13 protein-coding genes are annotated in these 12,776 nt (G+C 52.0%); 12 read left to right on the top strand and 1 reads right to left on the bottom strand.

Translation table 11 applies throughout. From position 1 onward, the window contains the following. Positions 1-139 precede the first annotated feature (139 nt). Positions 140-1,465: a chromosomal replication initiator protein DnaA gene (dnaA, locus tag HMPREF1141_RS12465; RefSeq protein ID WP_009064867.1), complete on the bottom strand. Its 1,326-nt coding sequence runs from the start codon at positions 1,463-1,465 to the stop codon at positions 140-142. 634 nt (positions 1,466-2,099) lie between these two features. Between dnaA and rpmH the strand changes: the two genes are divergently transcribed. The 12 genes from rpmH to HMPREF1141_RS12410 all read left to right on the top strand — a co-directional run bounded on the left by rpmH (position 2,100) and on the right by HMPREF1141_RS12410 (position 12,736). Beyond that, entirely contained in the window at positions 2,100-2,234 is a 135-nt protein-coding gene (rpmH, locus tag HMPREF1141_RS12460; protein WP_009064849.1) for a 50S ribosomal protein L34, read from the top strand. Between the two features lie 83 nt (positions 2,235-2,317). Next, complete coding sequence (gene rnpA / locus HMPREF1141_RS12455) at positions 2,318-2,653, top strand: ribonuclease P protein component (protein ID WP_009064964.1); 336 nt, start codon at positions 2,318-2,320, stop codon at positions 2,651-2,653. Continuing rightward, positions 2,650-2,907, top strand: coding sequence for a membrane protein insertion efficiency factor YidD (yidD, locus tag HMPREF1141_RS12450; protein WP_009064839.1), 258 nt, complete (start codon positions 2,650-2,652; stop codon positions 2,905-2,907). The genes rnpA and yidD overlap by 4 nt, the downstream gene beginning before the upstream one ends. A gap of 116 nt (positions 2,908-3,023) precedes the next feature. Continuing rightward, on the top strand, positions 3,024-4,133 hold the full coding sequence (locus HMPREF1141_RS12445; RefSeq protein WP_009064857.1) for a YidC/Oxa1 family membrane protein insertase: 1,110 nt from the start codon (positions 3,024-3,026) through the stop codon (positions 4,131-4,133). Between the two features lie 33 nt (positions 4,134-4,166). Next, entirely contained in the window at positions 4,167-5,045 is an 879-nt protein-coding gene (jag, locus tag HMPREF1141_RS12440) for an RNA-binding cell elongation regulator Jag/EloR (protein WP_009064844.1), read from the top strand. 77 nt (positions 5,046-5,122) lie between these two features. Continuing rightward, entirely contained in the window at positions 5,123-6,508 is a 1,386-nt protein-coding gene (mnmE, locus tag HMPREF1141_RS12435) for a tRNA uridine-5-carboxymethylaminomethyl(34) synthesis GTPase MnmE (RefSeq protein WP_009064889.1), read from the top strand. A 109-nt stretch (positions 6,509-6,617) separates the two neighbouring features. Next, a complete protein-coding gene (gene mnmG / locus HMPREF1141_RS12430) occupies positions 6,618-8,504 on the top strand; it encodes a tRNA uridine-5-carboxymethylaminomethyl(34) synthesis enzyme MnmG (protein ID WP_009064900.1) in 1,887 nt (628 codons plus the stop codon). Further along, entirely contained in the window at positions 8,504-9,214 is a 711-nt protein-coding gene (gene rsmG, locus HMPREF1141_RS12425; protein WP_035317091.1) for a 16S rRNA (guanine(527)-N(7))-methyltransferase RsmG, read from the top strand. Before mnmG ends, rsmG begins: the two co-directional genes overlap by 1 nt. A 108-nt stretch (positions 9,215-9,322) precedes the next feature. Next, entirely contained in the window at positions 9,323-10,147 is an 825-nt protein-coding gene (locus tag HMPREF1141_RS12420) for a ParB/RepB/Spo0J family partition protein (protein ID WP_009064905.1), read from the top strand. Between the two features lie 613 nt (positions 10,148-10,760). Further along, complete coding sequence (locus tag HMPREF1141_RS17390) at positions 10,761-10,985, top strand: hypothetical protein (protein ID WP_009064895.1); 225 nt, start codon at positions 10,761-10,763, stop codon at positions 10,983-10,985. A gap of 108 nt (positions 10,986-11,093) precedes the next feature. After that, a complete protein-coding gene (locus HMPREF1141_RS12415) occupies positions 11,094-11,876 on the top strand; it encodes an AAA family ATPase (RefSeq protein ID WP_009064920.1) in 783 nt (260 codons plus the stop codon). Then, positions 11,873-12,736, top strand: a complete 864-nt coding sequence (locus HMPREF1141_RS12410; protein WP_009064916.1) for a ParB/RepB/Spo0J family partition protein — start codon at positions 11,873-11,875, stop codon at positions 12,734-12,736. The genes HMPREF1141_RS12415 and HMPREF1141_RS12410 overlap by 4 nt, the downstream gene beginning before the upstream one ends. Positions 12,737-12,776: the final 40 nt, after the last annotated feature.

Raw genomic sequence — 12,776 nt, 5'->3', positions numbered from 1 at the left:
CTCTGTGGGGAATGTTGAAAAGAAGTTTAAAAGATTTCACAGAGAAAAATCGAGTTTTCCCCTGATTTGTGGAAAAGTGGAGGTGTTCTCCACTTTTTAGATTATACTATTTGTAATAATACAGTGAGTAATCACACTGTTATCGGTCGCGGATGTTTTTGATGATGTCCTGAACGGTGTCACGCGTTTTCGGATCGCGGCCGATATTCTTTTCGACCTGCTGGATCGCGTAGACTACAGTAGAGTGATCGCGGCCGCCGAACGCCTCGCCGATAGAGGTCATGGGCAGCTGGGTGATCTCGCGCACCACATACATGGCAATCTGCCGCGCGGAGGAGATGTTGGCCGAACGCTTCGGTGAACGAATATCCTCGGGGGAGGTGCCGAACGTGCGGGCCACCTCTTCGATGATTTTTTCGATCGTCATCGGCGCGGGCTGGTGATTGTTGATGATATCGCTGATTGCTGCCTGTGCGGTGGAGATGCTCAGCGCCTCGCCGGCCAGCAGATAGTACGCCTTCATCTTCTTGACGGCGCCCTCAAGCTGACGAATGTTGTTTTTCAGGCGGTTCGCAATATATTCGGCCACGTTGTCGGGCAGATCAATTTCGAGCAGCTCTGCTTTTCTTTTAATGATCGCGATACGCGTTTCAAAATCCGGCGGCTGCACATCGGCGGTCAGGCCCCATTCAAAACGGGTCAGCAGCCGTTCCTCCAGCGTTGCGATATCCTTCGGCGGCCGGTCGGATGTCAGCACGATCTGTTTTTTTGCTTCATACAGCGTATTAAAGGTATGGAAGAACTCTTCCTGTGTCGAATCCTTGCCTGCGATGAACTGAATATCATCCACGAGGAGGATGTCCGCTTTGCGGTAGCGCTGGTGGAACTCGACGGTGGTACCGCGGCGGATCGCTTCGATCAGCTCGTTGGTAAATTCGTCCCCTTTAATATAGATAATGTTCATCTGGGGGTAATTCTTTGAAATTTCGTTGCAGATGGCGTACAGAAGATGCGTTTTGCCAAGGCCCGAGTTTCCGTAAATGAACAGGGGGTTGTACAAAACCGCAGGCTTCGTCGCCACCGCCATGGAGGCCGCGTGCGCGAATTTGTTGGACGGCCCTACGATAAAGGTATCGAAGGTGTACTCATAGTCGTCTTTCGAGAGCGGTACGGCGTCCGGCTTTTTGTTCTGCACCAGCTGTTCGGGGGTACAGAGCTGGATCTGAATGCCTTCGCCGAAGATTTCGTTGAATGCTTCCTGAAGAAGAGAAGTGTAGCACCGGGTCAGAGTTTGAAGGTGAAATTCGTTCGGAACCTCCAGCACGGCAATTCCCTTGTTAAAATCCAGGCTGACAGGGCGGATCCGGTGGATCCAGGTGGTGTAGGCCACCTCTGTGATGCGGGCTTTGCAGAAATCGCAGACAAGGCCCCAGGCTTCGGTAAAGGATTCCATAAAAACAATCATACCTTTCGGTGAGATAAAAAAATAAAGAAAAACCGAGCTGCCGCCTGAACAGATCAGACAAACACAACGTGCGAAATGCAAACTCGGTTATACACGGATAATTAACATAATAATAGCATAAAGATCAAAAATTTTCAAATCATTTTAAACACCTTATCAACAGGATTGTGAAAAACTTTGCGAAAATATTGGCGCTGACTCTGACTTTTCACAACATGTTGGGGTACTGTGGATATTTTTGTTTTTTAAAACCATAGTAAATTTCATCCAGAATGGATAAGATAAGATTTCTATCAAGGGGAAAGCCGCTAAATGAAATATGTTCTTTCTTTTTTTCTACTATTTTCTTGTATTGATCTTTGATCTGCCTGATTAACTGATCCCAATATTGCTACGAGGATGACCTATAATTTTGTTGATGCTTTGACGGCAGCAGCCATAATAGATGAAGTAGATTGGTTAGAAAAAAAATACCATTAAAATTTATAGCAAAATCGCTTTCTTTTTGGGCTGTTGTATGGTATGATGATGCAAAAGCGGAATCGGGCGGATTTGTATTTTTTTATTGACAGTTTGCCTGTGATTAGGCTATAATGCTAAATTGCAAGGTTTGTACCCGAAAGGAGGGTTTTTCATGCTGAGAACTTATCAGCCTAAGAAGCTCCACAGAAAAAAAGAGCATGGGTTCAGAAAGAGAATGTCCGATAGAAACGGCCGCAAAGTTTTGGCGCGCCGCAGGGCCAAGGGAAGAGCGCGTTTGTCTTACTGAAGCTTTGAAAGGGCCACCGCAGTGTGGCCTTTCTTTGTTTTGTTTTTCAGAAAGGCCGGATATGGGGAGGTTGAGGTTTCACAATGAGCGAAATAGTCCCGATTTGTGAAAACAGCAGCTTTCGCCGCGCTTACGCGAAGGGCAAGTCCTTTGTGTCGCCGATTCTGGTCACTTATGTTCTGAAAAATCGCGCGCACTGTATTCGGGTGGGCATTACCACCAGCAAAAAAACGGGAAACGCGGTCAAACGCAACCGTTCCCGCCGCATCATCCGCGAAGCGGCCCGGCAGCTGATGCCGGAGCTTTCGGGTGGGTATGATCTGATTTTTGTGGCGCGGGCGAAAACACCGTTTGTCAAAAGTACGGACATCCTCTGTGATATGCGAAAGCATTTGTCTCAGTCTGGTGTTTTAAAATGAAGCGCATTTTTATTGCAATGATACAGGGGTACCAGAAATGGATTTCCCCAATGAAAAGGCAGCCAAGCTGTCGCTTTGTTCCCACCTGCAGCGCCTACGCGATTCAGGCGATTGAACGGTTTGGTGTGATTCGGGGAACTCTGCTGGCCATTTGGCGTATTCTTCGCTGTAATCCGTTTCACCCCGGGGGATACGATCCCGTTCCGGAGCGGGGAGAAAGTCTGCTCGGCAGACTTTTCAGCAAAAGAAAATAACGGCGTACTGCAATAGTGCTTCGTGCGATTTTGCTGTTTGCCTTTCGTATAGCTCCATCACGTGGCGCTCCCGCACGGGGAGTGCAGATTGAAATTTGATACAGAGAGGTTTTTATATGGTTGGGATAGGCAATTTTTTCGGCAGCTTTCTGGGGTATCTGCTGTGGATTTTTTATCAGCTTTTTAAGAATTATGGCGTAGCGATCATCTTATTTACCATTGTTCTTAAAATCGTGATGTTCCCGTTCTCCATCAATCAGCAAAAATCGATGGCGGCCAACTCGAAGCTTTCTGCAAAGCAAAAAGAGCTGCAGAAAAAATACGGCAACGACCGTGTAAAGATGAACGACGAAATGCAGAAGCTGTATGAAAAAGAGGGGTACAACCCCGCCAGCGGCTGCTTGCCCATGCTGATCCCTTTCCCGATCATGATCGGTTTGTACTACACCGTGATCAATCCTCTTTCGAACGCATTGCACCTTGGGAAAGAGGCCGTAACCCAGGCAGTTTCGATTTTGCAGACTGTTCCCGGCATCAGCGGCTCGTTTACTTACCAGAACGGTTTTTACAATGAAATGGAAATTGTTCGTCATTTCTCCGTACTTCGTCCTTATTTGACGATGTTCACGGATGACGAGCTTTCGAAAATACAGTCGCTCAGCTCCGGCTTTAACTTCTTGGGGCTGAACCTCTTGGGTACCCCCACAGACACCTCGGTTACCAGCTTTTTTGGAAAGCTCGTATCCATGTTCCAGACGAATCTGTGGCTGATTCCCGTTTTGTGCCTTGTTTCTTCTATCATTACTCAGGTAATTACGACTCGTCTGCAGCCTGCAATGCAGCAGCAGCAGGGCTGCATGAAGTGGATGCTGTATGGCCTGCCGGCGATTTCTGCCGTATTTGCCATGTCCGTTCCCGCGGCGGTAGGTTTTTACTGGATTATTTCTACCCTCACCAGCCTGATTCAGGTGCTTTTGGTTCATGCGTTTTTCAGCCCGGCGTCCCTGACTGCAAAGGCGGAGGCACAGCGTGTTGCGCTGCTGGAGCTGGAAGAAGCGGCATTAGAGCCGCTGCCATCGCATCTTCGCCAGTATCCCGGGGAAAAATTCGTTCCTCAGGAGAATCGGAAGGACGAGCAGTCTGCGGTGAAAAAAGAATCCGGCCAGAAAAAGAAGAGCGGAAAATCCACAGGTGGTCAAGACAGCTACCTTGGGAAGAAAAAATAGCGGTTTTCTGATTCAATATTTGGAGGTGCGAAGGTGGTTAAAGAAGCGATTGCAACGGGAGATTCCGTGGAGCAGGCGTTTGAAGAGGCCTGCAAGCTGCTCGGAGTAGAATCACATGAAGCGGAATTTGAAATTTTGGAGCTCCCTGAGAAAAAGAAATTCGGCCTTTTTGGCGGCGCACCCGCGAAAGTACGCGCATTCATCAAATCTGGTCCCGCAGAGGCGGCCGCAGATTACCTCAAACAGGTTCTGGGGCAGATGGGCATTCCCTCGGTAGAGATTACGATCGCCGAGCAGGAGAATGGTGCCCTTTTGACTCTCACCGGCGACGACATCGGCTTTATCATCGGCCACAGAGGAGAAACGCTCGATTCTCTTCAGTATCTTTCCGGCCTGGTGGCAAATCATGTGGAGGATTCTTATTACAGAATCACGCTCGACATTGGAAATTACCGCGAGAAGCGGAAAGAAACACTCGAAGCACTCGGCAAGAAGATGGCTGCAAAAGCACTCAAAACCCAGCGCAACTGCTCCCTTGAGCCCATGAACCCTTACGAGCGCCGCATCATTCACACGGCGGTGCAGGAGGTTGAGGGTGTCAAATCCTGGAGTGAGGGAGAGGATCTGGCACGCCATGTGGTAATTGGGCCCGAAGGCGGCGAGCGCCCCGCGTTCCGCCGGCCGAATGACCGTTCTTCGCGCGGCGGCAGGGATTTCCATAAAGACCGCGGCGGACGGCCGCAGGGCGGCAATAAGAACTTTGGCGGACGTTCCCCTTCACGCGATTCCAGAGACAGACGGCCTGCGCAGCATGATCAAAGAGACTCTTATTCGCAGCCTGCAGATAGCCGTCCGGTGAAAAAGGGCAACAGCCCTCTGTACAGCAAGATTGAAACGAAAAAGGAAAATTGACTTTTTCGCAAGGATAAGAACGAAAGAAAAGCGGTTCGTAAAACGAGCCGCTTTTTGTGGTACAAAAGGAGAGAATCATGGAACAGAAAGCTTCCGCCATTGCGGCGATTTCGACTGCGCAGGCTCCCGGCGGAATTGGTGTTATCCGGATTTCCGGCCCCGGTGCGCGGCAGATTGCGGGCCGCGTGTTTGTTTCGGCCAGGGGACAGAAAATAGAAGAAATACCCGGCTATACCGCTTTATATGGATGGGTTTGCCGCTTTGGCAGCCAGTCGAAAGAGCGGATCGATGAAGCGGTGGCCACCGTGTTTGTTGCGCCCCACAGCTACACCGGTGAAGACGTCGTGGAGCTTTCGTGTCACGGCGGGCTGTACCTTTTGCGCCGTGTGCTCGATTCCGTTCTGGCTGCGGGCGCTTCCCCGGCCGGGCCGGGTGAATTTACCCGCCGCGCGTTTCTGAACGGAAAAATGGATCTGACCCAGGCTGAATCGGTGATGCAGCTGATCGGCGCACAGGGCAGCCAGGCGCTTCGCACCGCGCGTGCGGGCCGGGAGGGCGCTCTTTATCGCCGGATTCAGGGAAGCCGGGAACAGCTGCTCACCGTCGCAGCCCATCTTTCCGCGTGGGCAGATTACCCGGAGGAGGATATTCCCCAATTGGATGAGTCCTCTCTCAAAGCTTCCCTGCAAAGTGTGCAGGATGATCTGACTCGGCTGCTCAACCAGTTCGATGCCGGGAGAGTGCTGCGGGAGGGGGTCGATACGGTGATCGTCGGCCGGCCGAATGTCGGCAAATCGACTCTGATGAACCTGCTGGCGGGGTGTGAACGTTCCATCGTGACGGAGTATGCCGGCACCACGCGCGATATTGTGGAGGAAACAGTGCTGCTTGGCGGCGTTCCTCTGCGTCTGGCAGATACGGCGGGCCTGCGCGAAACAGATGACCCGGTGGAGAGCATTGGGGTTGACCGCGCCAAAGATCGCCTAAGTACCGCGCAGCTGGTGCTGGCGGTGTTTGACTCCTCTTCACCGCTGACGGAGGAGGATCAGGAGCTGATCTCTCGTTTATCTGGAACGCCGGCGGTTGCGGTGATCAATAAAAGTGATTTGGAACAAAAAATTGACACTGAGTATATTCAAAATAAATTTCAACAATACGTATATATTTCTGCAAGAAGCGGCGACGGTCTTGCTGAGCTGCAGCGGGCGGTGGAACAGCTTCTCCATACGGCGGATTTGAATCCCTCCGAGGGGATCCTGTTCACCGAACGCCAGCGTGATACTGCCCGCCGCGCAAAGGAACGCCTGGAAGAAGCGATGGATGCTTTAACCGGCGGCATGACGCTGGATGCGGTGACTGTTTCGGTAGAGAGCGCTGTTTCTGCTCTGCTGGAGCTGACAGGGGAGCGCGCGACCAATGAGATCGTTGACACGGTGTTTGCACATTTCTGTGTCGGTAAATAAAGATGTTGTGATGATGAACCTGCCATGAGCAGAACAGGCTCGTAGAAATAATGGGGAAATTTTCAGGAAACCGCCTGTGGGGCGGAAAGGAATCAGGTGCGAAATAACAATGTATCAGGCAGATCAATATGATGTAATTGTGATCGGCGCGGGCCACGCCGGAATTGAAGCGGCCTTGGCCTCCGCGCGGCTGGGCTGCCGTACGGTGGTCTTTACCATCAATCTCGACGCGGTAGGCAACTGCCCTTGCAATCCCTCCATTGGGGGAACGGCAAAGGGCCATCTTGTGCGTGAGATCGACGCGCTTGGCGGTGAAATGGGCAGGACGGCGGACGCCTGCACAATCCAAAGCCGAATGCTGAATCTGGGCAAGGGTCCGGCGGTGCATTCCCTGCGTGCGCAGATCGACCGGCGCGAATATTCGAAGATCATGAAACACAAGCTTGAGCTTCAGCCGAACCTGCAGCTTAAGCAGGGTGAGATTGTGGACTTGTTCCGCAATGAAGACGGTTCCTGGCAGGCAGTGACGCGCATGGGTGCGGGCTATACCGCAAAATGCGTTGTGCTTGCCACGGGAACCTATCTCAGCGGTAAAATCTACGTGGGCGATGTTGCCTATGAGAGCGGGCCGGACGGCCTGTTTCCGGCATCGTTTTTATCGGATCCGCTGCGAAAGCTGGGGGTGAGCCTGCGCCGCTTTAAAACGGGAACGCCTGCGCGTGTGCTGCGCTCGAGTATCGATCTTTCCGGCCTGGAGGTGCAGGAGGGGGACGAACCGGTGGTTCCGTTCTCTTACGATACCGCCGAACTCCCAAAGAATCGGGCGGTGTGTCATATTGCCTGGACAAACGACGCCACCAAAGAAATTATTCTGAAGAATATTCACCGCTCGCCGCTGTATGCGGGGAAAATCGAGGGCGTGGGGCCGCGCTACTGCCCCAGTTTTGAAGATAAAATCATGCGTTTTACCGATAAGAAGCGTCACCAGCTGTTCATTGAGCCCTGCGGTATGGATACGGAGGAGCTGTATTTGCAGGGGATGTCATCCTCTCTTCCGGAGGAAGTACAGCTTGCTTTTTACCGCACGATTGCGGGTCTGGAGCACGTGGAAATCATGCGCTGCGCCTATGCCATTGAGTATGATTGCGTCGACCCTTTGCAGCTTGATCCCACACTCGAATTTCAGGATTTACCCGGCCTGTATGGCGCAGGCCAGTTCAACGGCAGCTCCGGCTATGAAGAGGCTGCCGCACAGGGGCTTTTGGCGGGAATCAACGCCGCGCGGCGTGCACAGGAAAAAGAACAGATCATTCTCGACCGTGCGGGCTCGTACATCGGCACGTTGGTAGATGACCTTGTCACCAAGGGCGTCAGCGACCCTTACCGTATGATGACCTCGCGTTCGGAATATCGCCTGGTACTGCGGCAGGACAACGCGGACGAGCGTATGACTCCGCTGGGACATGAACTCGGTTTGATCAGCGATGAGCGCTTTGCGCGCTTTCAGGAAAAGCAGACACTAAAGGAGCAGGAGCGGAAACGCGCCGAACAGACGGTGCTTTCTCCCACAGAGGAGCTGAATCAGATTCTTGTTTCACGTGGAACATCACCGGTTTCTACCGGCGTACACCTGATCGACCTGCTGCGCCGCCCGGAACTGAATTATGAGGTACTGGCCCCGGTAGATTCTGGACGACCCCAGCTTCCGGCTGCCGTGCTGGAAAATGTAGAAATCGAAATCATGTATGAAGGATATATTCGCCGCCAAAAAGCGGATATTGCAGAGATGCGCCGCCTGGAGCAGCGCCTGCTCCCGAAGGGCCTTGACTATACCGGGATCACTGGCCTTCGGCTCGAAGCACAGGAAAAACTGCAGAAGATTCGCCCGGCGAGTATCGGGCAGGCTTCCCGTATTTCTGGGGTGAGTCCGGCAGATATTTCGGTGCTTCTGATTTGGCTGGCCCGGCAGGAAGGGAAGGAGGAAGCTGCTCTGTGATGAATATGGAACAGCAGCTGATCGAGCTTTCTGCACGGTATGGCCTTTCTATTAGCGCACAGCAGGCGGCGGCCTTTCAAACCTATATGGAACTGCTGCTGGAATGGAATGAAAAAATGAATCTGACTGCCATCACGGAACCGCAGCAGGTAGTGGAAAAACATTTTCTAGACAGCCTGCTGCTCCTAAAGGCCGTTGAGATTCCTGAGAATGCAAAAGTGATCGACGTTGGAACCGGCGCCGGTTTTCCGGGAATCCCTTTATTATTGTACCGGACGGATATCCGTCTGACCCTGCTCGACAGCCTGCAGAAGCGACTGAATTTCTTACAGGCTGTGTGTGATGCACTGGGGCTTTCCGCTGAGCTGATCCATGCGAGAGCAGAAGAGGGTGGCCGTCAGCCGAAGCTGCGCGAACAGTTTGATTTAGCGTGTGCGCGCGCCGTTGCGCCGCTGCCGATTCTGTGTGAATACTGTCTGCCGTTTGTGCGCCGCGGCGGTGCCTTTGCGGCAATGAAGGGTCCGGGTGCGGCAGAAGAGTCGGTTGCTGCAAAGAAAGCGATTTCAATTTTGGGTGCGCGCACAGAAAGCACGCAGTCCTTTACTCTACCGGACGGCAGCGAACGGAATGTGATCATCTGTCGCAAAACAGCGGCCATGTCCGACAAATATCCGCGCCACGGCTCAAAAATTGCGAAATCTCCCCTTTAACAGCCATAAATCTAAGCAAAAAATTATTTGTACAAGTCATAATTCAACAGAACATTCGCCGTCTCCTGTGCTATTCTGAAAAAAACAGACAAGCAGGGGGGCGGCGCTTTGTTATTCTTTCAGGAAAAGAAGCGGGTGAATGATATCCCGCTCAATCAAATCCGGCCCAATCCGTCACAGCCGCGCCGCATCTTCGCGCCGCGAGAGCTGCAGGAGCTTTCCGACAGCATCCGGGCCAACGGTCTGCTGCAGCCGCTGACGGTACGCAGGGTAGCGGGCGGGTATGAGCTGATCGCCGGGGAACGCCGGCTGCGCGCCTGTTTTATGGCCGGGATGAAAACCGCGCCGTGCATCTTGGTAGACTGCGATGAACAGCAGTCTGCGATTTACGCGATCCTAGAGAATCTTCAACGGCAGGATCTGCAAATCTTTGAAGAGGCCGAAGGAATACGCCGGTTGATCGAAGAGTGGGGCGTCACGCAGGAGGAAGCGGCTTCCCGGCTGGGGAAGAGCCAATCCGCAATTGCGAACAAGCTTCGGCTGCTCCGTCTTTCAGAAACTGAGCGCACCATGATCTCTCACGCGGGTTTGACCGAGCGCCACGCGCGTGCGCTGCTGAGAATCGAAAGCGAAGAAATTCGCACTCGGCTATTAAACAAAATAATCAATGAGAATCTGAATGTTCGTCAGACAGAGGAGCTCGTGAATGAAGAAATAGAACGGGCCACGCAGCCACAGGTCGTAAAAAATAAACGCACGTTTGTAATTAAGGATGTACGGCTATTTTTGAATACGATCCGGCACGCGGTAGATACCATGCGTCAATCTGGGATCGACGCGGTAGAACAGAACCGCGAAACAGAAGAATTTATTGAGTATGTGGTGCGCATCCCAAAGGAACAGGCAGTCGCGAATAAGCGCAGGCCAGCCTGAATCAATTCAGCTTACAAGGAATTTCCCCATTCCCTTATTTATTTTCCACAGTAAAAGGACGGAGCATTTGCTCCGTCCTTTTACTGTGTCTACGAAAGATTTTAGGCGCTTTCATTTTATAATCGTCTTTCTGTGGTTTCACCATAGAGGAAATTTCAACTGGGGGAGTATCTTGTTTTCCAGGTTGGGGCAGACTGAGTCTGCCTATACATCGCGGGACAGCGGGGAGAAAGGTTTTCGCTTCGTACTCGATTCGTCTCGCATGTGCAAGGCTCTGCCCTCGAAAGCTGTTTGCCTAACGTCGCTCTTTTACGAAAGCAAGTGCCCGCCCCGACACGAGGAGCACGGTCTGCATCGGCGGGCAAGCTGCGCGCCTGTGCGCACATCGAGGGAACCCCCCAGAGAAAACAAACTATTTTCTCGTGGATAAGGATCTTCGTAGGGCGGAGGAAAGACTGGATTTTGGACTGATGAGCATATGCTCTATGTCAACGAGAACTATATAGAGAGAGTGAATAAAGGGATTCGGTCTTTTTTACATAGTTAAAAGGATATAAGATTGCAGAGAACCCGATCAAAGTCTTCTGTTGAAAACTTTTCTGCGAAGGAGGAGATGAAATTTTCCACCTTTGCAGTTGAAAATGGCATACGCAAATATCTTTCAACATTCACAGGCTTTCCACAATTGAGTGGAAAATCGGTGAGAAAACTCCAAAACATTCAGATATTAGTTAAACAAGCTGTTGTTCCACGTGAAACAAGCACTTTTTACCTAAAAAGGCTTTATCTAATAAAAGAAGAGTGCTATAATATTTTACAGTGCAGCTTTGGCGGCTGAGAGAACATAGATCATCGGTTTTATAGGGAAAGGCCATATCAATGGTTTTGAACGCCGATTTTCATGTTGATCTCATAAATCATGTAAGAGAAGCGGGGAACGAAGGGTATGGGCAAAATCATTGCGATTGCAAACCAAAAGGGCGGTGTGGGGAAGACAACCACCGCAGTCAATTTGGCGGCTTCTCTTGGCAGTTTGGGGAAGAAGACACTCCTGGTCGATATCGATCCGCAGGGGAATTCCTCCAGCGGCGTAGGGGTAGACCGCCGAAAGCTGAAAAATACTGTCTACGAAATCCTGCTGGATGAGGCAAAGCCAAGCGAGGTTTTGATCCATACAGGCTTTCAAAATCTGGATTTGATTCCCTCCAGCATGGACTTGGCCGCGGCCGAGCTGGAGCTTGTAAACCTGAAGAACCGGGAATCCATCCTGCGGCGCGCGATTTTGCCGCTGCGTGCAGAGTATGATTACATTATTATGGATTGTCCGCCTTCGCTGGGAATCATCACGACGAACGCGCTTTGCCTTGCAGATACGCTGCTGGTACCGGTTCAGTGTGAATATTATGCGCTCGAGGGCCTTTCGCAGCTGATGAATTCGGTGCGGCGCGTCAAGCGGCAGTACAACGAGCAGCTCGATATAGAGGGTGTACTGCTCACTATGTACGATGGGCGCCTGAATCTGACCCAACAGGTTGTGGATGAGGTGAAGCGGTATTTCCCCCGCAAGGTGTTCGCCACCGTTGTGCCGCGCACGGTGCGGTTGTCCGAAGCGCCAAGCTTTGGCAAGCCGGTGCTGTATTTCGACCGCGCATCAAAAGGCTCTGCTGCCTATGAAGCGCTGGCTATGGAAATCATTCAGAATAATCAAGGAGAGGGGCGTACGGAATGAAAAAAAGAGGCGGTCTTGGAAAGGGCCTGGACGCCATCTTTGCGGAAAACGATACGGAGAATCAGAATTCCTCCATCACGCTGCCTCTGCGCGAGATCGAGCCGAATCGCGCTCAGCCCAGAAAGCAGTTTGACGAGGGCGCTTTGGCCGAACTGGCGGATTCTATTTCTCAGCACGGAATTTTACAGCCGCTTCTGGTCAGGCCGCTCGTCAGCGGGGGCTACCAGATTGTGGCGGGCGAACGCCGCTGGCGCGCGGCGCGGATGGCCGGGCTGACCGAAGTACCCGCCGTAGTGCGCGAAATGTCCGACCAGCAGGTGATGCAGCTCGCGCTGATCGAAAATTTACAGCGTGAGGATCTGACCGCGCTCGAAGAGGCGCAGGGATATCAGACCCTGATGGAATCCTACGAGCTGACGCAGGAGGAAATCGCGAAGATTGTCGGCAAATCACGGCCCGCCGTGGCAAACGCTTTGCGTCTTTTAAACCTGCCGCAGGCCGTTCGTGAGCTGGTTGCAGAGGGGAAGCTCTCCGCCGGGCATGCAAGGACGCTGCTGCCGATCGAATCGGCGCAGGACATGCTCGAAATGGCGCAGCTGACGGTAAAGCATGGTATTTCTGTCAGAGAATTGGAAAAAATGGTAAAGAAATTCCTGTCGCATGAAACGGAAACGGAACCGGCTTCGCCCAGAAAAAAGAAGCCCCGTTATTTTGAAGAGGTAGAGCTTGCGCTCAATACCCATCTGGGCCGCAAGGTGAAGGTGGAAGGCGGCAAAAACAAAGGAATACTGCAAATTGAATTTTATGGCGAAGAGGATTTGGCAAATCTGGTCAACAGTCTGCGCTTTCACACAGACTGAACCTGTACAGAGTCCCCGCACCAAAAATAAAGGAGAAGAA

The sequence above is a fragment of the Clostridium sp. MSTE9 genome (assembly GCF_000277625.1).
Taxonomy (GTDB): Bacteria; Bacillota; Clostridia; order Oscillospirales; family Acutalibacteraceae; genus Faecalispora; species Faecalispora jeddahensis.
Note: the sequence above shows the minus strand (reverse complement) of the source record. Positions and strands in the feature narration are given on the sequence as shown.

What these genes read in the sequence shown, in the direction of transcription:
- dnaA (WP_009064867.1), bottom strand. Translation starts at nt 1,465, where the DNA reads ATGATTGTTTTTATGGAATCCTTTACCGAAGCCTGGGGCCTTGTCTGC.
- rpmH (WP_009064849.1), top strand. Translation starts at nt 2,100, where the DNA reads ATGCTGAGAACTTATCAGCCTAAGAAGCTCCACAGAAAAAAAGAGCAT.
- rnpA (WP_009064964.1), top strand. Translation starts at nt 2,318, where the DNA reads ATGAGCGAAATAGTCCCGATTTGTGAAAACAGCAGCTTTCGCCGCGCT.
- yidD (WP_009064839.1), top strand. Translation starts at nt 2,650, where the DNA reads ATGAAGCGCATTTTTATTGCAATGATACAGGGGTACCAGAAATGGATT.
- HMPREF1141_RS12445 (WP_009064857.1), top strand. Translation starts at nt 3,024, where the DNA reads ATGGTTGGGATAGGCAATTTTTTCGGCAGCTTTCTGGGGTATCTGCTG.
- mnmE (WP_009064889.1), top strand. Translation starts at nt 5,123, where the DNA reads ATGGAACAGAAAGCTTCCGCCATTGCGGCGATTTCGACTGCGCAGGCT.
- mnmG (WP_009064900.1), top strand. Translation starts at nt 6,618, where the DNA reads ATGTATCAGGCAGATCAATATGATGTAATTGTGATCGGCGCGGGCCAC.
- rsmG (WP_035317091.1), top strand. Translation starts at nt 8,504, where the DNA reads ATGAATATGGAACAGCAGCTGATCGAGCTTTCTGCACGGTATGGCCTT.
- HMPREF1141_RS17390 (WP_009064895.1), top strand. Translation starts at nt 10,761, where the DNA reads ATGAAATTTTCCACCTTTGCAGTTGAAAATGGCATACGCAAATATCTT.
- HMPREF1141_RS12415 (WP_009064920.1), top strand. Translation starts at nt 11,094, where the DNA reads ATGGGCAAAATCATTGCGATTGCAAACCAAAAGGGCGGTGTGGGGAAG.
- HMPREF1141_RS12410 (WP_009064916.1), top strand. Translation starts at nt 11,873, where the DNA reads ATGAAAAAAAGAGGCGGTCTTGGAAAGGGCCTGGACGCCATCTTTGCG.